Source organism: Paraburkholderia phenoliruptrix, assembly GCF_047325075.1.
Classification (GTDB): domain Bacteria; phylum Pseudomonadota; class Gammaproteobacteria; order Burkholderiales; family Burkholderiaceae; genus Paraburkholderia; species Paraburkholderia phenoliruptrix.
Genome location: NZ_CP168531.1, coordinates 1193819 through 1213055 on the forward strand (window position 1 = coordinate 1193819; position 19237 = coordinate 1213055).

The 19237-nt window shown below is 63.3% G+C and carries 16 protein-coding genes; 3 read left to right on the forward strand and 13 right to left on the reverse strand.

Annotated features, from left to right (window positions below):
* Positions 1 to 107: 107 nt before the first annotated feature.
* The 10 genes from ACEN8U_RS17540 to ACEN8U_RS17585 all read right to left on the reverse strand — a co-directional run bounded on the left by ACEN8U_RS17540 (position 108) and on the right by ACEN8U_RS17585 (position 12337).
* Complete coding sequence (locus ACEN8U_RS17540; RefSeq protein WP_015003593.1) at positions 108 to 2276, reverse strand: ABC transporter ATP-binding protein; 2169 nt, start codon at positions 2274 to 2276, stop codon at positions 108 to 110.
* On the reverse strand, positions 2273 to 3142 hold the full coding sequence (locus tag ACEN8U_RS17545) for an ABC transporter permease (RefSeq protein ID WP_015003592.1): 870 nt from the start codon (positions 3140 to 3142) through the stop codon (positions 2273 to 2275). The genes ACEN8U_RS17540 and ACEN8U_RS17545 overlap by 4 nt, the downstream gene beginning before the upstream one ends.
* The gene (locus ACEN8U_RS17550; RefSeq protein ID WP_015003591.1) at positions 3139 to 4146 is read right to left on the reverse strand and encodes an ABC transporter permease; all 1008 of its coding nucleotides are present in this window, start codon (positions 4144 to 4146) and stop codon (positions 3139 to 3141) included. Before ACEN8U_RS17550 ends, ACEN8U_RS17545 begins: the two co-directional genes overlap by 4 nt.
* 42 nt (positions 4147 to 4188) lie before the next feature.
* Positions 4189 to 5862: an ABC transporter substrate-binding protein gene (locus tag ACEN8U_RS17555; RefSeq protein WP_015003590.1), complete on the reverse strand. Its 1674-nt coding sequence runs from the start codon at positions 5860 to 5862 to the stop codon at positions 4189 to 4191.
* Between the two features lie 376 nt (positions 5863 to 6238).
* Positions 6239 to 7267, reverse strand: coding sequence for a HoxN/HupN/NixA family nickel/cobalt transporter (locus tag ACEN8U_RS17560; RefSeq protein WP_015003589.1), 1029 nt, complete (start codon positions 7265 to 7267; stop codon positions 6239 to 6241).
* Between the two features lie 18 nt (positions 7268 to 7285).
* Positions 7286 to 7807, reverse strand: a complete 522-nt coding sequence (locus ACEN8U_RS17565; protein WP_013589419.1) for a cupin domain-containing protein — start codon at positions 7805 to 7807, stop codon at positions 7286 to 7288.
* 241 nt (positions 7808 to 8048) lie between these two features.
* Positions 8049 to 10154, reverse strand: a complete 2106-nt coding sequence (gene fusA, locus ACEN8U_RS17570) for an elongation factor G (RefSeq protein WP_015003588.1) — start codon at positions 10152 to 10154, stop codon at positions 8049 to 8051.
* A 382-nt stretch (positions 10155 to 10536) separates the two neighbouring features.
* Positions 10537 to 11043 (reverse strand): DUF192 domain-containing protein, encoded by a 507-nt coding sequence (locus ACEN8U_RS17575; RefSeq protein WP_041745717.1) that lies wholly within the window; start codon positions 11041 to 11043, stop codon positions 10537 to 10539.
* A 143-nt stretch (positions 11044 to 11186) separates the two neighbouring features.
* A complete protein-coding gene (locus ACEN8U_RS17580) occupies positions 11187 to 11381 on the reverse strand; it encodes a hypothetical protein (RefSeq protein WP_027212290.1) in 195 nt (64 codons plus the stop codon).
* A 386-nt stretch (positions 11382 to 11767) separates the two neighbouring features.
* Positions 11768 to 12337, reverse strand: coding sequence for a pseudouridine synthase (locus tag ACEN8U_RS17585; RefSeq protein WP_015003586.1), 570 nt, complete (start codon positions 12335 to 12337; stop codon positions 11768 to 11770).
* A 335-nt stretch (positions 12338 to 12672) separates the two neighbouring features.
* On the opposite strand from ACEN8U_RS17585, the gene icd reads away from it, so the two are divergent.
* On the forward strand, positions 12673 to 13929 hold the full coding sequence (gene icd, locus ACEN8U_RS17590) for an NADP-dependent isocitrate dehydrogenase (protein WP_015003585.1): 1257 nt from the start codon (positions 12673 to 12675) through the stop codon (positions 13927 to 13929).
* A 317-nt stretch (positions 13930 to 14246) separates the two neighbouring features.
* On the opposite strand, the gene ACEN8U_RS17595 is transcribed toward icd, so the two are convergent.
* Positions 14247 to 14453, reverse strand: coding sequence for a cold-shock protein (locus ACEN8U_RS17595; RefSeq protein WP_007180614.1), 207 nt, complete (start codon positions 14451 to 14453; stop codon positions 14247 to 14249).
* 548 nt (positions 14454 to 15001) lie between these two features.
* Between ACEN8U_RS17595 and clpS the strand changes: the two genes are divergently transcribed.
* The gene (gene clpS, locus ACEN8U_RS17600) at positions 15002 to 15316 is read left to right on the forward strand and encodes an ATP-dependent Clp protease adapter ClpS (protein WP_006050100.1); all 315 of its coding nucleotides are present in this window, start codon (positions 15002 to 15004) and stop codon (positions 15314 to 15316) included.
* A complete protein-coding gene (gene clpA, locus ACEN8U_RS17605; protein WP_015003584.1) occupies positions 15313 to 17610 on the forward strand; it encodes an ATP-dependent Clp protease ATP-binding subunit ClpA in 2298 nt (765 codons plus the stop codon). Before clpS ends, clpA begins: the two co-directional genes overlap by 4 nt.
* 81 nt (positions 17611 to 17691) lie before the next feature.
* On the opposite strand, the gene dut is transcribed toward clpA, so the two are convergent.
* Positions 17692 to 18138, reverse strand: a complete 447-nt coding sequence (gene dut / locus ACEN8U_RS17610) for a dUTP diphosphatase (protein WP_013589406.1) — start codon at positions 18136 to 18138, stop codon at positions 17692 to 17694.
* A 14-nt stretch (positions 18139 to 18152) separates the two neighbouring features.
* Positions 18153 to 19172: an LLM class flavin-dependent oxidoreductase gene (locus ACEN8U_RS17615; protein WP_015003583.1), complete on the reverse strand. Its 1020-nt coding sequence runs from the start codon at positions 19170 to 19172 to the stop codon at positions 18153 to 18155.
* Positions 19173 to 19237: the final 65 nt, after the last annotated feature.

Below are 19237 nucleotides of genomic sequence, written 5' to 3' on the forward strand. Positions count from 1 at the left end.
TCATATCGAACGTTGAATCTGATATGAGGCAATTGCTGCGCTTTGGTTCCGGGCTGGTTCCGGCTCGGTTCCGGGTTGCGTTCCGGACCGGCGCGCGGCGCGCACATCTATCGCGAAGCGTCGCCGTCGGCGTTTTTCGCCGGGCCGGTTGGCGCATCGTCGGGAGCGCCAGACACCTGCTCGCGCGAGGCGGTCTGCAGCGCGCGCAATTCGTCGACCGGAATATGACAGCGGATCCGATGCGCGCCACCGTCGCCCGCATTCGCAAACGGCGGGTCCTGCTGTTCGCAGATTGCGCCCAGCTTGCGCGGGCAGCGCGTATGAAACACACAACCGGAGGGCGGCGATGCGGCGCTCGGCAAATCGCCGGACAGGCGTATGCGGGTTCTGCCTGGATGGCCGTCGAGCGTCGGTACCGATGACAGCAGCGCTTCGGTATAAGGATGCTGCGGCCCGTCGAACACGGCAGCGGCCGGTCCGACTTCGAGCAGCCTGCCGAGATACAGCACGGCGATGCGATCAGACAAATAGCGCACCACGTGCAGATCGTGCGAAATGAATACATAACTGACGCCGCGCTCGCGTTGCAGATCGGCAAGCAGATTGAGAATCGCGGCTTGCACCGAGACGTCGAGCGCGGAAGTCGGTTCGTCGCACACCACGACGCGCGGCTCGCCCGCGAAAGCGCGCGCAATCGCGACGCGCTGCTTGAGTCCGCCGGACAGCTGGCGCGTGCGCGAGCCGAGATAGCGCTCCGGCAAGCGCACGGCGGCGGTCAAGCTGGCAAGCCGTTCGTCGATGGCGGCACCGCGCAGCGCGCCAAGCCGCGACAGCGCACGGCCGATCAGCCGCTTCACCGAATGCGCGCGGTTGAGCGCCGAGTCGGGATTCTGGAACACGATCTGCAGCGATTTCACCTGCTCGTCGTTGCGTCGCGTGACGCGCGCGGCGAGCGGCGCGCCGTCGAGTTCGAGCACGCTGCCGGCGTCGGGCGTGAGAAGGCCGAGCATCAGTTTCGCGAGCGTCGTCTTGCCGCTGCCCGATTCGCCGACGAGGCCGAGCGTCTCGCCGGCGGCGAGCTCGAGCGACACGTTGTCCACCGCGCGCAGCGCCGCGCCGGAAACGTGGAATGTCTTCGACAGGTTCTCGGCGCGCAGCACGAGCGCGCGCGGCGGGTTGCCGGCTGTCGCGTCGTCGCGTGCGGGCGATGTCCGCGGTTGGGCGCTTCCGCGCGGCAATTCGATGGCGCGCTCGTGATAGTGGCAGCGCGACATCTGATCGCCATGCGCCGCGCCGACCCGGTACGGCGGCGGCGTCTCGCGGCGGCAGCGCTCGTCGGCGAGACGGCAGCGCTCCGCATAGATACAGCCTTGCGTCACCGAGCCCGGCGCGGGCAGGCCGCCCGCAATCGTGTCGAGCCGCTCGCTGTCCTTGCTGCGGCCCGCTGTGGGCAAACAGCGCAACAGCCCCACCGTGTACGGATGACGCGGCCGCGTGAAGACGTCTTCTGTCGCGCCTTCTTCGACGAGCTTGCCCGCATACAACACGCCGACGCGTTCGCACATGCGCCCGATCACCGCGAGATTGTGGCTGATGAAGAGCACCGCGGTGCCGAACTCCGCGCGCAGTTGTGCGACGAGGTCGAGCACTTCGGCTTCGACGGTGGCGTCGAGTCCCGTGGTCGGTTCGTCGAGAATCAGCAGTGCGGGGTTCGAGGCGAGCGCCATTGCAATCACCACACGCTGCTGCATGCCGCCGGACAATTGATGAGGATAACTGTCCATCACGCGTTCCGGCGACGCAATGCGCACCCGTTGCAGCATCTCGAGCGAGCGCTGCAAGGCTTCGTCCGGTGCGGCGCCCGCTGCTTCGAATGCTTCCGACACCTGCCGCGCAATGGTGAGCGACGGATTGAGCGCGCGGCCCGGATCCTGATAGACCATCGAAATCGTATTCGCGCGCAGGGTGCGCAGCGCGTCGGCGTCGAGCTTGTTCACGTCCGCGCCGGCAATGACGAGCTTGCCCGCCTTCACCTTGCCGTTGCGCGGCAAATAGCGCAACGCCGCCATCGCGACGGTCGACTTGCCGCAGCCCGATTCGCCGACGAGTCCATACGCTTCGCCGCGCCGCACGCGAAACGACACGTCCTGCAGCACCTCGCGATCGCGTCCGCGCATCCGGTAGGTGACCGTCAGGCCGACCACGGTCAGCGCATCGGTGCGGTCGCTCTTCGACACGTCGAAGGCGGGGAACGAGGAGGGCGGCGGTCCGTTCATCGATCGAGCACACCTTGAACGCCGTCGGCGATCAGATTCACGCCGACGACGAGCGTTGCAATCGCGCCGGCGGCGAACACGACGGTCCACCATGCGCCGCCCGCCATCAGCGTGTACGACTCGGAAAGCGCGAGGCCCCAGTCGGCGGAAGGCGGCTGAATGCCGAAGCCGAGAAACGACAGCGTGGCCACCGCGAAGATCGCGTAGCCGAGCCGCACGGTGGCTTCCACGATGATCGGCGGCAGCACGTTCGGCAGAATCTCCGCAAACATGATGTACGGCGCGCGTTCGCCGCGCAGTTGCGCGGCGGCGACATAGTCGAGATGACGCTCCGCGAACACGGCGGCGCGCACCGTGCGCGCGGTGATTGGCGTGAACGTGATGCCGATCACGAGGATCACGGTGAAGTTCGACGCGCCGACGGCGGCGAGCGCGAGCAACGCGACGATGACGAGCGGCAGCGCAAGAATCGCGTCGATCGCGCGGCCCACTACGTTGTCGACCCAGCCGTCGAAGTAGCCGACGACGAGGCCGAGCGCCGTGCCCGCCGCGGTGCCGAGCAGCGTCGCGAGCGGGGCAATGGTGAGAATGTCGCGCGCGCCGACGATCACGCGCGAGAACACGTCGCGCCCGAGCTGATCGGTGCCGAACCAGTGAGCGCGGTCGGGCGGCGTCAGCGAATTGAGCGGATCGGACGCGTAGGGGTCGAGCGGCACGAACCACGGGCCGGCAATCGCACACACGATCCACCACGCGACAATGAGCACACCCACGACGAAGGTGGGCGAGCGCAGCAGCACGCGCAATTGATCGAAGCGCGGTTCGCGGGCGGCGCGCGGCGCGGCCGGCGGAACGATCGCGCTCATTCGGCGCTCCTCACGCGCAAGCGCGGATTGAGCAGCACGTGCAACGCATCCGCGACCAGGTTGGCGACCGTGTACACCACGCCGATGGTCAGCACGCCGGCTTCGAGCATCGGAAAATCTTTGGCTTTCGCGGCGTTGTAGATCAGCGAGCCGATGCCCGGATAGCGGAACAGTGTCTCGACCACCACGAGGCCGCCGATCATATAGCCGAGCTGGGTGGCCGCCACGGTAATGGTGGGCAGCAATGCATTGCGCAACACGTGCCGCCAGATCACGACATGTTGCGGCAAGCCCTTGAGAATCGCGGTGCGCGTGTAGTCGGCATCGAGCGCTTCGACCGTGCCGGCGCGCGCCATTCGCGCGATGTAGCCGAAGAACACGAGCACGAGCGGCAGAACCGGCAGGATGAGATGGCGCAGCTGCTCGAGTGCGCCGGCCTCGGGCGGATACGAAGCCTCAATGGGCAACCAGCGCAGCCACACGCCGAAGACAAGAATCAGCACGATCGACGACACGAACTCGGGCACCACGGTGGCCGACAAACCTGCGATGCTGATCGTGCGATCGAGCCAGCGTCCCGCATGCATGGCGGACCACACGCCGCCCGCAATACCGAGCGGCACGACGACGATGAACGCGAAGAAGCCGAGCTTCGCGGAGTGCGCGAGCGCGTCGGCGATAAACGGTCCCACCGGCTCGCGATACGCGTATGAAAGCCCCATGTCGCCGCGCACGAAATGCGTAATCCATTGCACGTACTGCGTCATGAGCGGACGATCTGCGCCCAACTGATGATTGAGCGCGGCAACCGCGCGCGCGTCGGCGAGCGGCCCGAGCACCGCGCGGCCGATGTCGCCGGGCAACAGTTGGCCGCCTGCAAACACGATCACCGACAACAGCCACAACGTGATCAGCGACAAGCCGACGCGCGTCGCCAGAAAACGCACGACGCGCCCGGCGTTGCCGTTCGGCGCGGAAGCGGGGGAATTCACCGTGGTCGACATGTTGAACGCCTTGCCGTCAAACGCGGTGCGTGAACGAGCCGCTCAAGCGCTCAACACCGCGCGGTCGAAATACAGCTGCGCGAGCGCGGTGAAGCGCACACCGTTCACGCCTTTGCGCATCGCGATCAGCTGGTCGTAGAAGAACGGAATGATGATCGGCGTTTCGTCGAGCAGCAGCGTCTGGATCTGGCCGGAGATTTTTTTCTGCGACGCGAGGTCGACGGCCGCGACGAACTGCGCGACCAGTTGATCGTATTGAGGATTCCTGAAGTGCGCCGCGTTCCATGTGCCGGTGCTCGTGAGCGGCGCATTCAGAAACACATTGGGCACGCCGCGATGACCGTAGTCGGTAATGCCGAGCGGCGAGTCGAGCCAGTCCGATTTGCCCGGCGTGCCGGCGCCGTAATACAGCGACTGACTCTCCACCTTCAGATTGATGCGCACGCCGATCGCCTTCGCCGCGTTCTGCACGACGACCGCGAGGTCGGGAATCTCCATGTACTTTTCGGTAGTCAGCGTCACGTCGAAACCGTTCGGCACGCCGGCTTGCGAGAGCAGCTGCTTCGCCTTCGCGATGTCGATTTTGCGCTGCGGCACACCGGCATCGGATGAAGGAAACACCGGCGCAAACGGACTGTCGTTGCCGAGCTGCGCGCGGCCCTTGAAGAGTCCGCGCACGAGCACGTCCCGATCGAGCGACAAGGCCAGCGCCTGCCGCACGCGCTTGTCCTTGAAAAGCGGATTGTCGTTGCGCATATGAATCTGCCGATGCGCGCTCGACTTCACGCCCACTGCCTTGTAATCCGGATTGTTCAGAATCGCGGCGCCGCCCTGCACGGTGAAGGTGCCCATCACGTCAGCCTGATGGCCTTGCAGCGCGAGCAACTGCGCCTGCTGGTCCGCATAGAACGAAAACTGTACGCGTTCCGGTAACGCTTTCTCGCCCCAGTAATCGGGATTGCGCACGAACGACGCGCCCACTTTCGGCTGATACTTTTCGAGCTTGAACGGTCCCGTGCCGATGAAGCTCTTTTCATAGCCGCCGGCGTAGCTTGCCGGGAGGATCACCGCGTTGTAATTGTCCGAGGAAACGTAGTACGGGAAGTTGCCGTTGGGTGCATCCAGATGAAAGGCGACGGTGTGTTCGTCGACTACCTTCGCGCCGCCTTTGGACAGCACGCCCTTCAACACGGACAGCGCCGCCGAGCCGCTGGCCGGATCGGCCAGGCGGTCGAACGTGGCCACGACGTCTTTCGCGGTGAACGGCTGACCGTCGTGAAATTTGACGTTCTCGCGCAGCTTGAAGGTCCACACGTCGCCCTTGTCGTTCGGCTTCCACGACAACGCGAGCGCGGGCTTCAGCATCAGTTTCTCGCCGTCGTCGTCGATCAGGAATTCGCCTGTCTGGTTGAGTAGCGCGAGACTCGCGGCGTCTGTAACAGTGAGCGGGTCCACTGCGCCGGCAGGTGTCAGATGCGCGACGCGAATCGTCTGGTTCGACGGTGTGCCGGGTTTCGTGCTGCCCTGTGCCGACGCGCGCGGTGCGTTCAGCACGCCGCCGCCCACGAGCGACAGACCGATCACACTCGCGTAGCGCAGCAGTTCGCGGCGCGTGATGCGGCCCGCGAAAAACTCGTCGATGGCGTGATTGCCGTAAGCGTCGGCTTGGCGGCGGGCGAGGTCGAGAGCGGGGAATCGGTCAGCGGGAGTCTTCATCGTTGGAATGTCCAGTCCGTTCGGTTGCCGGTTCTGAGGAGCCGCGCCGGATGCGCGTCGGGTCGACTGCGCGGCGGGCGAAATTTCGGCGATGCAAGGCGGCTTCAGTTTAAGCGATTGCTCGTGGATTGGAGCGCTTGCGGCGGCGTGGCGTTCGCGATCGGCGGATAAAAGGGCCGGTGTGTGTCGTTGTCACAACGGTCGGGGCGCGTGTGGCCGCCTGTCATCGAGTGAGATGCGCAAGCTGCGCGACGCGTTGCGCGCGGCATTCACGCCATGATGTGCCGCGTCACGGCGCTATAGCGAACGAACTGGCAAGAAAGCCGTGGAAAGCTTGACCGCTCGAACGCGATAACCCGCTCGAGAGCGGTTGCATTTACCGCGTTGCGACGGCGGGCCGCCGCCAACGGTGGAACAGTACCGAGCCGATCCAGCACGCCATGAATGCAGCGACGATGCCGTAGCCCAGCACACCGAACTGCTCGTTGATGCGCGCCACCGCGTCCCACATGCGGCCATTGAGCCCGAGCTTGTCGGACAGCAGCCCCAACGCTTCCACGCCGCCGATCACGATGGCCACGACTGCCGAAACGAACGTGATGCTCGCGTTGTAGTAGAGCTTGCGCTTCGGGTCGTCCATTGCCCAGCCGTAGGCGTGGACCATCAGCACGTTATCCGTCGAATCGACGAGTGTCATGCCCGCGGTGAAGAGCGCGGGAAACACGAGGATCGAATACAGAGGCAGGCCCTTGCCGGCTTCCGACGCGGCAATGGCGAGCAGGCCGATTTCCGTTGCCGTGTCGAAGCCGAGGCCGAACAGCACGCCGACCGGGTACATGTGCCAGCTTTTGGTCACGAGCCTGAAGAGGGGCCGCAGCGCGCGCGACAGAAGACCGCCGTGAGCGGACGCCTCGGCGAGACCGGGCGTGGCGGGAGCCGGTTCGCTGCCGCCTTGCACATGACGATAGCGGCGCCATACGTCGCGCAGAATTGCGAGGTTCACAGCCGCGAGCACGAGGAGGAACGATGCCGAGACGATGGTGCCGATGGTGCCGCCCACTGCCTTGAACGACTCGAAGCGGCCATGCAGCGAATGCGCGGTCCATGCTATGCCGAGCGTCGCGAGAATCACGATGCTCGAATGTCCCAGCGAAAAAGCGAGACCCACGCCGAGCGGGCGCTTGCCTGCCTGCATGAGCTTGCGCGTGACGGCGTCGATGGCGGCGATATGGTCTGCGTCGACCGCGTGGCGCAGACCGAAACCATACGCGAGCAGCGCCGTGCCGAGCAGCAGCGGATAGTGGCGAAACGCGAGCAGCGCCCAGCCCCACGCGGCGAGATTGGCGGCGATCAGAACGGCGTACAGCGTGAGAAGGCGAGGGCGCAGCGAAGCGGTCGGCGTCATGAGTCGCGTGAAAGTGAATTAGTGATCGTGCGGATGTTTGTGAATCGGATCGACCCAGTAGACCGTTTCCGGCTGTTCGACGGCCTCGATGTTCAGGTTGACCACGACCGCTTCGTTGTCGCTGCGCACGAGCACGCATTCGAGCGGCTCGTCGGTACTCGCGTTGATCTCCTGATGCGGCACATACGGCGGCACGAAAATAAAGTCGCCGGGACCTGCTTCGGCGGTGAATTCGAGCTGCTCGCCCCAGCGCATGCGCGCCTGGCCGCGCACTACGTAGATCACGCTTTCGAGCGCGCCATGATGATGCGCGCCGGTCTTCGCATTGGGATGAATCGTCACGGTGCCGGCCCAGATCTTTTGCGCGCCGACTCGCGCGGCATTGATCGCGGCCGCGCGATTCATGCCGGGTGTCTGCGGCGTGTTGGTATCGAGTTGATCGCCGCGAATTACCTTGACGCCGTGCTCGCGCCAGTCGACCGGCGCCGCCCCCTTGTCCCGTTCGTCGCTGTAATGCGGATGTTCGTGATCCTGGCTCATCGCATGTCTCCTCGTGGGCTTGGGAGGCGCGCCAAGTGCGCGGCGCCGTCCGGCATTTTTACACGCTAAAAAACGCGTGGGGTGCGTGGGTTGCAGGTGCGCCAAGGCGATTGACCGCGGGGCGAAAAAAAGCCCGTCCGGAAGGGACGGGCTTCTTGCGTTTCCCCCGGAGTGTCAGCCCGAGCGTTTCAGCAGGACTGCCGCACTGCGGCACCGCGGCTCTCCAGGTGACCGCAGAGGCTCACTTCTGCTTCGCGTTGATGACGGCTTCCGCGACGTTGTTCGGCGTTTCCGCGTAATGCTTGAACTCCATCGTGTAGGTCGCGCGGCCCTGCGTGGCCGAGCGCAGCGACGTCGAATAGCCGAACATTTCCGCGAGCGGCACTTCCGCGCGCACGAGCTTGCCCCCGCCGCCCGCGATGTCTTCCATGCCTTGCACGAGGCCGCGGCGGCTCGACAGATCGCCCATCACGTTGCCCATGAAGTCTTCGGGCGTCTCCACCTCGACGGCCATCATCGGTTCGAGCAGCACCGGTTTTGCCTTGCGCATGGCCTCCTTGAAGGCCATCGAGCCGGCCATCCGGAACGCGTTTTCGTTCGAGTCGACGTCGTGGTACGAGCCGAACGTCAGCGTCACCTTCACGTCGACGACCGGATAGCCCGCCAGCACGCCGGCCTTCAGCGTTTCCTGGATGCCCTTGTCGACGGCCGGGATGAATTCGCGCGGAATCACGCCGCCCTTGATCGCGTCGACAAATTCGTAGCCCTTGCCCTGCTGCGCCGGCTCCAGCGTGATCACCGCGTGGCCGTACTGACCGCGGCCGCCCGACTGTTTGACGAACTTGCCTTCGACGTCCTCGACCTTGTTGCGCACCGTCTCGCGGTAGGCCACCTGCGGCTTGCCGACCGTCGCTTCCACGCCGAACTCGCGCTTCATCCGGTCGACCAGAATTTCGAGGTGCAGCTCGCCCATGCCGGAGATGATCGTCTGACCGGATTCCTCGTCCGTTTGCACGCGGAACGATGGGTCTTCCTGCGCAAGACGGTTGAGCGCGATGCCCATCTTCTCCTGGTCGGCCTTGGTCTTCGGCTCGACGGCCTGCGAGATAACCGGCTCGGGGAAAATCATCTTCTCGAGAATGATGACCTTGTTCGGATCGCACAGCGTGTCGCCCGTGGTCGCTTCCTTCAGACCGACGGCGGCCGCGATGTCGCCCGCGCGCACTTCCTTGATCTCCTTGCGCTCGTTCGCGTGCATCTGCAGGATCCGGCCGAGGCGCTCCTTCTTTTCCTTGACCGGGTTGTAGACCGTGTCGCCCGAATTGACCACGCCCGAATACACGCGGAAGAAGATCAGCTGGCCGACGAACGGGTCGGTCATGATCTTGAAGGCGAGCGCGGAGAACGGCTCGTCGTCGTTCGGATGACGCTCCGCTTCGTTGTCGTGCTCGTCGTGACCGAGAATCGCGGGCACGTCCACCGGCGAGGGCAGATAGTCGATCACCGCGTCGAGCATGGCCTGCACGCCCTTGTTCTTGAACGCGCTGCCGCACAGCATCGGCACGATTTCATTGGCGATGGTGCGCTGACGCAGACCTTGCTTGATTTCCTCTTCGGTGAGCGTCTCGCCGCCCAGATATTTGTCGAGCAGTTCTTCGCTCGCCTCGGCGGCGGCCTCGACCATCTTGTCGTGCCATTCCTTCGCGGTGGCGGCCAGCTCGGCAGGGATGTCCTGATATTCGAACTTGATGCCCTGGCTATCGTCGTCCCAGACGATCGCCTTCATCTTGACGAGGTCGACCACGCCCTGGAAGTGCTCTTCCGCGCCGACCGGAATCTGAATGGGCACCGCGACGCCTTTCAGGCGGTCGCCGATCTGCCGCTGCACGCGGAAAAAGTCCGCGCCGACGCGATCCATCTTGTTGACGAACGCGATGCGCGGCACCTTGTACTTGTTCGCCTGGCGCCAGACGGTTTCCGATTGCGGCTGCACGCCGCCGACCGAGTCGTAGACCATGCAGGCGCCATCCAGCACGCGCATGGAGCGCTCGACTTCGATCGTGAAGTCGACGTGCCCCGGCGTGTCGATGATGTTGATCCGATGCTCCGGATAATTGCCGGCCATGCCTTTCCAGAAGGCCGTGGTGGCCGCCGACGTGATGGTGATGCCGCGCTCCTGCTCCTGTTCCATCCAGTCCATCGTCGCCGCACCGTCGTGAACCTCGCCGATCTTGTGGGTCACGCCGGTGTAGAACAGGATGCGTTCAGTGGTGGTGGTTTTGCCGGCATCGATGTGAGCGCTGATGCCGATATTCCGGTAGCGCTCGATGGGAGTCTTGCGGGGCACGTGAACCTCCTTGGAATAGCGCGCCTGAAACGCTGACCGGGCGGCAGTCAGTGCCGCCCGGACCGCGGGATTGCTGCGTTGCTGAGAATACTAGGATAGCGCGTCGGCCCGTCTTTTGCAGGAATCTTGCCAGGCGGGGGCGGGTCTGGGAAGCTGCGGGGCGGCGGCGTCGGGAGTGGTGCAGCGCGGCGCGGCGGCGACACCGCTATCGCGGCGCAGCGCGACAAAGACGAAAGGCGGCGCCTCTCAGGAAGGCGCCGCCTTTGCGGGGAGTGCTTTAGAAGGTGCAGCGGTTTGCGTGTTCAGCGCTTCGGTTCAACTGAACCCGCGCAGCGGACCTGGTCTTGTGCCGCGCGCTGCGCAGCGGGTGCAGCCTGCGCGCTCACTGCGCCGCCGGCAGCCCCTGAATCTTCATGCCAGGCTTGATGCCCTTCGACGAGAACCAGCCCTTGCTCATTTCGAGCGCATACACGCCGTTGTTCTTCGGGCAGTGATTGTTGGTCGTCTCGGCCTGCATTTCGTCGATGTCGGTCACGGTGCCGTCCGCGCGCATGAACGCGATGGACAACGGGATCAGCGTGTTCTTCATCCAGAAGCAGTGCACCGCGTTTTCGTTGAACACGAACAGCATGCCTTCGTTCGGCGCGAGGCTCGAGCGGTACATGAGACCCTGCTCGCGGTCCGCGTCGTTGGCGGCGACGGCCGCGTCGATCACGAACATGCCGGCGGTCAGCTTCGCGCGCGGAAATTCGCCCGGCTGTTTCGCGCCGGCCGGCATCTGCTGCGCATGAGCGGGCAGCGCGTTGAGAGCGGAGAACGACATCGCCGCGAACGGCAGGATTGCGGCAACGGCGAAACGCGCCATCAACGAGCGCAGGGGAAATCGCACGGCATGACTCCTTGCTGAAATTAACCGGGGAATGTTACGCGAGCGCGTCAAAAACAAAAAGGCAGATCGCCTTGCGGTGATCTGCCTTTCAACGCCGTAAGAACGGCAATGAAGCGAGTTCTTGACTGCTTTTTACAACAAACTTACTCCGAAGCTGCCGAAGCGGCTGCAGCAGCAGCTGCCTTCTTGTGCGACTTCTTGTGAGCGTGCTTCGTGGTCTTCTTTGCCGACGAAGCAGCTGCTGCCGGAGCTGCCGAAGCTGCTGCCGGTGCCGAAGCTTGTGCGAATGCTGCCGTTGCGAAGAGGCCAGCGACCAGAGCGGCGATCAGTTTGTTCATTTTGAAAATCCTCAGCTTGAGTTAATTAACCAAATGACCCGGTTATGTTTGAGTCATGTCGGTAAACGTGCCATCCACCTTTCGGTTGACAGTCGCATCGAACAAATTTTCGACGCGTCTGCCGAGCGCTCAGACTGCCTGCACCCACCGCGCAAACGGCTTGTACAAAGGCCCTTAAGGCTGAATGCCGGACAGCTTCGGGCGGCATCTGCGTCGAATAACGCGTGAGCTTGCAAGCCGGTTGACGTGAATGTCGCGGAAAACTTCCAATGTGAGACGTTGAGGTGAACCAGGCTTTGCCTAAGTGCTGCGCGCGTTGATGTTTCACGGTTTATATCGTGACGTTTCACGCGCCGTTTTATTCGCGCATACAAGGAGTTAGCGATTTACGCGAGGCCTTCCCACGGTGCATTGGGCGACACCTCGACATACTCGCCCGGCTGCAGACCGAGCGAAAAAATATCGAGCGCGCCAATGCCGACCCGCACGAGGCGCAGCGTCGGAAAGCCGACTGCAGCCGTCATGCGCCGCACCTGGCGGTTCTTGCCTTCGGTGATGGACAGTTCGATCCAACTGGTGGGAATGGCGGCGCGATAGCGAATGGGCGGCGTGCGCGTCCACAGCGTGTCGGCGGGCTCGACATAATCGGCGCGACACGGTTTCGTCACATAGTCGCCAAGATCGACGCCGCGCGCGAGTTTCTTGAGCGCGGCGGCATCCACCGTGCCTTCCACCTGCGCCCAATAGCGTTTGACGAGCTTATGACGCGGTTCGGCGATTCGCGCCTGAAGCGCGCCGTCGTCGGTGAGAAGCAGCAGGCCTTCGCTGTCGGAGTCGAGGCGCCCGGCCGGATACACGCCCGGCACTTTGACCCAGTCGGCGAGCGACGCGCGCGTCTCATGCGGAGAAAACTGGCAGATGGTGCCAAACGGCTTGTTCAGTGCAAGAAGGCGCATAGCTAATCAGGGAGGCGCACCGCGATGCGTCTGCATGACGCACCGGCACAGCGCCGCGGGAGGCAATGCCTGTGGCGAATGGCGGGATAATAAAGCATACGACACCGGAGCACGGCCCCGGTCCGCTACATGACAGAAGGACAGACGGCCGGCGCCGCGATTCGTCGCTTCATGCATGTTGGAAAACCCCGAGCCGACCGCGCCGCGATGCCGCGTCCGCGTGGGCTAGAATAACGGCCAGGCCGCGTGCGCGCGTCCGGCATTGCGCGTCGCGAGGAGCATCCTTTTCGCAGTCTCCCACCAGCTTTCAGCACAGCCTTCACTGGAGTCCGATCATGCCGTATCAGCACATCAAGGTTCCGACGGGTGGTGACAAGATCACCGTCAATGCGGATTTCTCGCTCAATGTCTCGGATCAGCCGATCATTCCGTTTATCGAAGGCGACGGCACCGGCGTCGACATTACGCCGGTCATGATCAAGGTCGTGGACGCCGCGGTCGAAAAGGCCTACGCGGGCAAGAGAAAAATCCACTGGATGGAAATCTATGCGGGCGAGAAGTCGACCAAAGTCTACGGGCCGGACGTGTGGCTGCCGGAAGAAACGCTGCAGGTGCTGAAAGAATACGTCGTGTCCATCAAGGGGCCGCTGACCACGCCCGTCGGCGGCGGCATTCGCTCGCTGAACGTCGCGCTGCGCCAGGAACTCGATCTGTATGTGTGCCTGCGCCCGGTGCAGTACTTCAAGGGCGTGCCTTCGCCGGTACGCGAGCCCGAGAAAACCAATATGGTGATCTTCCGCGAAAACTCGGAAGACATCTACGCGGGTATCGAATGGCCCGCCGAGTCCGAGCAGGCCAGGAAGGTCATCAAGTTCCTGCAGGAAGAGATGGGCGTGAAGAAGATCCGCTTCCCGCAAACCTCGGGCATCGGCATCAAGCCGGTGTCGCGCGAGGGCACGGAGCGTCTCGTGCGCAAGGCGATCCAGTATGCGATCGACAATGACCGCCGCTCGGTGACGCTCGTGCACAAGGGCAACATCATGAAGTACACGGAAGGCGCATTCCGTGACTATGGTTATGCGCTGGCGCAAAAGGAGTTCAATGCCGAGCTGATCGACGGCGGTCCGTGGATGAAGGTCAAGAATCCGAAGACGGGCGGCGACATTGTCGTGAAGGACGTGATCGCCGACGCCTTCCTGCAGCAGATCCTGCTGCGCCCCGCGGAATACGACGTGATCGCCACGCTGAATCTGAACGGCGATTACGTGTCCGACGCGCTGGCCGCGCAGGTGGGCGGCATCGGCATCGCGCCGGGCGCGAACATGTCGGATTCGGTCGCGATGTTCGAGGCTACTCACGGCACGGCGCCGAAGTACGCCGGCAAGGACTACGTGAATCCGGGGTCGGAAATTCTCTCGGCGGAAATGATGCTGCGCCACCTCGGCTGGTTCGAGGCGGCGGACCTCATCATCAAGTCGATGGAAACGTCGATCCTGCAAAAGCGCGTGACTTACGACTTCGCGCGTCTCATGGAAGGCGCGACGCAGGTTTCGTGTTCGGGCTTTGGGCAGGTGATGATCGAGAATATGTAAGGGCGCGGCCGGCCTTAAAGCCGGCACGCCTTGCCGCAATGGTGTCGACCCGAACCCCGGTTGCCGTCAGGCGGCCGGGGTTTTTTGCGGCTCGTGACGGAATATCCTGGTCGCGGCGCGGTGCGCGCTCGATACGCGGGTCGGCACTCGATTGCGCGCCGATTGCCGGCCCGTTATTTGGGAAAATCGGCTTGTTTGCGGTTTTTTTAGCGGTCGCGGCGATAAATCCAGAAACCTTGAAGAAACCTCCAAAACCCGCACCCAAAAAGAAACCCGGCGCGAAGCCGGGTTTCAAAAGGACGGGAATCGAACAGATATCAGGCGGGTGCCTGGATGTTCGATGCCTGCTTGCCTTTCGGGCCTTGCACGACCTCGAAGGTCACCTTTTGGCCTTCCTTGAGGGTCTTGAACCCATTCATCTGGATGGCCGAGAAGTGTGCAAACAGATCCTCACCGCCTTCATCCGGCGTGATGAATCCGAAACCTTTTGCGTCATTGAACCATTTGACCGTACCAGTTGCCATTCCAACTTCCCCTGTAACTCATGTCACTACCACGAGCCCTCGAAAAGCTCGACGACCGCGCGATGCAGCCGCTCCCTCCTCACAAGCTCACCATCGGCATTTTTTCGAAATTTGGCGCAGTGAAAAAAGTGCCAGCTTGATTGTTGGGGCTCTTTATTCGGGTGTCAAGAAAATTTTGAGACGCCGTTGCACCCGTTGCAAACAGGCGGTTTCCAGGGTTTTTCCCGCTTTCGTTATGTGCGGTTGCGCAAGCGGGCTGTCTTGAAAAGTCGCATAATCGTCTCACATGCTGTTCTGCGGGTCGCTCGCCGCCGGTGGCGCCAGCGGGCCGCAGCCAGCCAGCTCCGGCAGGTTGTGCGATACTCGATCCGACTGCGGCGCAACAAGGCCGCGAGCATGATCAGGATCGGGGCCGGCTCCGCAATCGGCTCGTTGATTGGCGCACGCGGGCGGTGCATTTCCGCCGGGCGGCAGCGTTCGGGCTCACCGGCCGGCTGGCCGGGTTTTGACAGGATTGCGGGCCTGTCCTAGTTGTTTAGAATGGGTGTATGGCGATTATCCCGGACAAGCAGGACGGCACCGTACTGGAGCGGCAGGAGAAAAAGCTCAAGCCGCCGTCCATGTACAAGGTGGTGCTGCTGAATGACGACTTCACGCCAATGGAATTTGTCGTGATGATCGTGCAGGAATATTTCAATAAAGATCGTGAAACCGCAACACAGGTGATGTTGAAGGTGCATCGCGAGGGCAGGGGAGTTTGTGGGGTCTATACGCGGGACATCGCGTCGACCAAAGTCGAGCAAGTCGTTACCCACGCACGGCAGGCCGGGCATCCGCTGCAGTGTGTGATGGAGGAAGCATGATTGCCCAGGAACTGGAAGTCAGCCTGCACATGGCGTTCATGGAAGCACGCCAGGCGCGGCACGAGTTCATAACGGTCGAACATCTTTTGCTGGCACTGTTGGACAATCCGACAGCGGCGGAGGTGTTGCGTGCATGCGCGGCCAATATCGAGGATCTGCGCCAGAACCTGCGCAACTTCATTCATGACAACACGCCGACCGTGCCCGGCACGGACGACGTCGACACGCAGCCCACGCTGGGTTTCCAGCGTGTGATCCAGCGCGCGATCATGCATGTGCAGTCCACCTCGAATGGCAAGAAGGAAGTCACCGGCGCAAACGTGCTGGTCGCCATTTTCGGCGAGAAGGATTCGCACGCGGTGTACTACCTGCAGCAGCAGGGCGTGACGCGTCTCGACGTGGTCAATTTCATCTCGCACGGCATCGCCAAGACGAGCGGCTCGGACGCCACGAAAGCGAGCGACGCCAATGCCGAGTCCGACGAGGCCGCCGCGCAGAAAGAAACGCCGCTCGCCCAGTTCACGCAGAACCTCAACCAGATGGCGAAAGACGGCCGCATCGATCCCCTGATCGGGCGCGAGTCGGAAGTCGAGCGCGTGGTGCAGGTGTTGTGCCGCCGTCGCAAGAACAATCCGCTTCTCGTCGGTGAGGCCGGCGTCGGCAAGACGGCTATTGCCGAGGGGCTGGCATGGCGCATCACGCGCGGCGAAGTGCCGGACATTCTGGCTGACGCGCAAGTGTATTCGCTCGACATGGGCGCGCTGCTGGCCGGCACCAAGTACCGCGGCGATTTCGAACAGCGCCTGAAGACGGTTCTGAAGGAACTGAAGGAACGTCCGCACGCCATTCTGTTCATCGACGAAATTCATACGCTGATCGGCGCGGGCGCCGCGTCGGGGGGCACGCTGGACGCGTCGAATTTGCTGAAGCCGGCGCTCTCGTCGGGCACGCTCAAGTGCATCGGCGCGACCACCTTCACCGAATATCGCGGCATCTTCGAAAAAGACGCGGCATTGTCGCGCCGTTTCCAGAAGGTCGACGTGACGGAACCGTCGGTCGAGCAGACGGTGGCGATTCTGCGCGGTCTCAAGTCGCGTTTCGAAGAGCACCACGGCGTCAAGTATTCGTCGGGCGCATTGTCGGCGGCGGCTGAGCTGTCGGCGCGCTTCATTACGGATCGTCATCTGCCGGACAAGGCGATCGACGTGATCGACGAAGCGGGCGCCGCGCAACGCATCCTGCCCAAGTCGAAGCAGAAGAAGACGATCGGCAAGAACGAGATCGAGGAAATCATCTCGAAGATCGCGCGCGTGCCGGCGCAAAGCGTGTCGCAAGACGACCGCAGCAAGCTGCAAACGCTGGACCGCGATCTGAAGAGCGTGGTGTTCGGCCAGGACCCGGCTATCGACGCGCTGTCGGCCGCCATCAAGATGGCGCGCGCGGGTCTCGGCAAGCTCGACAAGCCGATTGGCGCATTCCTGTTCTCGGGCCCAACGGGCGTCGGCAAGACCGAAGTGGCGAAGCAACTGGCATTCACGCTCGGCATCGAGCTGATCCGCTTCGACATGTCGGAATACATGGAGCGTCACGCGGTGAGCCGCCTGATCGGCGCGCCGCCGGGCTATGTCGGTTTCGATCAGGGCGGCCTGCTGACCGAGGCGGTCACGAAGAAGCCGCACTGCGTGCTGCTGCTCGACGAAATTGAGAAGGCGCATCCGGACATCTACAACGTGCTGCTGCAGGTCATGGACCACGGCACGCTGACGGACAACAACGGCCGCAAGGCGGATTTCCGCAACGTCATCATCATCATGACGACGAATGCGGGCGCCGAGGCAATGGGCAAGTCGGTGATCGGCTTCACGAACCGCCGCGAAACTGGCGACGAGATGGTCGACATCAAGCGCATGTTCACGCCTGAGTTCCGTAACCGTCTGGACGCGACTATCAGCTTCCGTGCGCTCGATGAGGAAATCATCATGCGCGTGGTCGACAAGTTCCTGATGCAGCTGGAAGATCAGTTGCACGAAAAGAAGGTCGACGCGCTCTTCACCGACGCGCTGCGCAAGCATCTCGCCAAGCACGGCTTCGATCCGTTGATGGGCGCGCGCCCCATGCAGCGCCTGATCCAGGACACGATCCGTCGTGCACTGGCCGACGAACTGCTGTTCGGCAAGCTGATGAACGGCGGCCGCGTGTCCGTCGACGTCGATGCGGAAGACAAGGTGCAGTTGACCTTCGACGAGCATCCGGCGCCGCGCAATCCGAATCCGGAAGCGGTCGAAGTCGAGTAAGCCTTAACGTCAGTTACCGGCAGTCGCCAGATAGAAACGGCGTGGACCTCGAGTCCACGCCGTTTTTTTATGCCGCCAGAATTAGTGCTTGCCGGTGCTGCCGAAGCCGCCCGCGCCGCGCTCGCTCTGCTCGAATTCGTCGACGATATTGAACTTCGCCTGCACGACCGGCACGATCACGAGTTGCGCGAGGCGCTCCATCGGATTCAGCACGAAGGTCGTCTCGCCGCGATTCCACGTGGAGATCATCAGTTCACCTTGATAATCCGAATCGATCAGGCCGACCAGATTGCCGAGCACGATGCCGTGCTTGTGGCCGAGGCCGGAGCGCGGCAGGATCAGCGCCGCATAGCCCGGATCGCCGACGTGAATGGCGAGCCCCGTCGGCACCAGCGCGGTCTCGCCGGGTTTGAGCGTCAGCGGTTCGTTCAGACACGCGCGCAGGTCGAGGCCCGCGCTGCCGGTGGTCGCGTAAGCGGGAAGCTGTTCGCGCATGCGCGCATCGAGAATCTTCAGGTCGAGTTTCATGCAGATCGGAAGGGTTAAGAAGTGGAAGCCGGGCGCCCGAGTTCGAACGCTTCGGCGAGAAGTTCATAGGAGCGCAGGCGCGCGCGATAGCTGCCCGCGACGGTGAGCACGATCAGCTCGTCGGCCTGGAATTGTTCCTGTAACGCATGCATCCGCTCGGTCACGACTTGCGGCGTGCCGATGATGCTGCGCGGCTTTTCCCGGTCTATCACCAGTTGCTCGCGCTCGCCGTATTCCTGCGCGACACCTTGTTCGACGGTCGGGATCGGCTCGTTGAGACCGTACGCCATTTGCACGCGGCGCAGGTCGACGGCTTTTTCGAGGTCCGCCGCTTCCTGTTCGGTGTCCGCGCAAATCACGAAGACGGCGGCTGCCAGATACGGTTGCTGCGCCTCCTGGCTCGGCTGGAATCGCTCGCGATACGCACGCGCAACCTGATGCCCGAAATGCGCATTGATGAAATGCGCGAACGCGAAGCGAATGCCCAGCTGCGCAGCCAGCAGACCGCCGAACTCGCTGGAGCCGAGCATCCACAGCTGCGGACGCGTGGCAACTTGCGGTTGCAGCAGCACGCCTTGGCCGAGGTGGTCGGCGGGCAGCGAGCCGTGTATGAGTCCGACAAGATCCGCGACCTGCTGCGGAAAGAATTCGCCGCGATTGTAGTCGCCGGCGGCCACGGCCTGGGCGGTGCGCATGTCGCCGCCGGGCGCGCGGCCCACGCCGAGGTCGATACGATTCGGAAACAGCGCCTCGAGCATCATGAACTGCTCGGCAACCTTGAAAGGGCTGTAGTACGGCAGCATGATGCCGCCCGAGCCGAGCCGGATGCGCCGCGTGACACTGCCAAGGCGCGCCAGCATCACTTCGGGACAAGGATTTGACACGCCGCGCAGGCCGTGATGTTCGGCGCACCAGTAGCGCGTGTAGCCGAGGTCGTCAGCGAGCTGCGCCAGTTCGACGGTCGCGGCGATCGCGTCGGCCACCGAGTGCCCGGCAATGACGGGCGTTTGATCGAGCACGGAAAGTAGCGTCATGTCAGTGTGCTCCAGGTGCTTCGGTTCGCTTTCCTGAGCCGCGAAAGGTGAAAAGCGAGCGGCGG

Excerpts from the sequence above, each read along its gene's own strand:
- ACEN8U_RS17545 (WP_015003592.1), bottom strand. The coding sequence starts at position 3,142 with ATGAGCGCGATCGTTCCGCCGGCCGCGCCGCGCGCCGCCCGCGAACCG.
- ACEN8U_RS17565 (WP_013589419.1), bottom strand. The coding sequence starts at position 7,807 with ATGAGCCAGGATCACGAACATCCGCATTACAGCGACGAACGGGACAAG.
- ACEN8U_RS17595 (WP_007180614.1), bottom strand. The coding sequence starts at position 14,453 with ATGGCAACTGGTACGGTCAAATGGTTCAATGACGCAAAAGGTTTCGGA.
- ACEN8U_RS17550 (WP_015003591.1), bottom strand. The coding sequence starts at position 4,146 with ATGTCGACCACGGTGAATTCCCCCGCTTCCGCGCCGAACGGCAACGCC.
- icd (WP_015003585.1), top strand. The coding sequence starts at position 12,673 with ATGCCGTATCAGCACATCAAGGTTCCGACGGGTGGTGACAAGATCACC.
- ACEN8U_RS17580 (WP_027212290.1), bottom strand. The coding sequence starts at position 11,381 with ATGAACAAACTGATCGCCGCTCTGGTCGCTGGCCTCTTCGCAACGGCA.
- clpA (WP_015003584.1), top strand. The coding sequence starts at position 15,313 with ATGATTGCCCAGGAACTGGAAGTCAGCCTGCACATGGCGTTCATGGAA.
- ACEN8U_RS17615 (WP_015003583.1), bottom strand. The coding sequence starts at position 19,172 with ATGACGCTACTTTCCGTGCTCGATCAAACGCCCGTCATTGCCGGGCAC.
- ACEN8U_RS17540 (WP_015003593.1), bottom strand. The coding sequence starts at position 2,276 with ATGAACGGACCGCCGCCCTCCTCGTTCCCCGCCTTCGACGTGTCGAAG.
- ACEN8U_RS17555 (WP_015003590.1), bottom strand. The coding sequence starts at position 5,862 with ATGAAGACTCCCGCTGACCGATTCCCCGCTCTCGACCTCGCCCGCCGC.
- dut (WP_013589406.1), bottom strand. The coding sequence starts at position 18,138 with ATGAAACTCGACCTGAAGATTCTCGATGCGCGCATGCGCGAACAGCTT.
- ACEN8U_RS17560 (WP_015003589.1), bottom strand. The coding sequence starts at position 7,267 with ATGACGCCGACCGCTTCGCTGCGCCCTCGCCTTCTCACGCTGTACGCC.
- ACEN8U_RS17585 (WP_015003586.1), bottom strand. The coding sequence starts at position 12,337 with ATGCGCCTTCTTGCACTGAACAAGCCGTTTGGCACCATCTGCCAGTTT.
- clpS (WP_006050100.1), top strand. The coding sequence starts at position 15,002 with ATGGCGATTATCCCGGACAAGCAGGACGGCACCGTACTGGAGCGGCAG.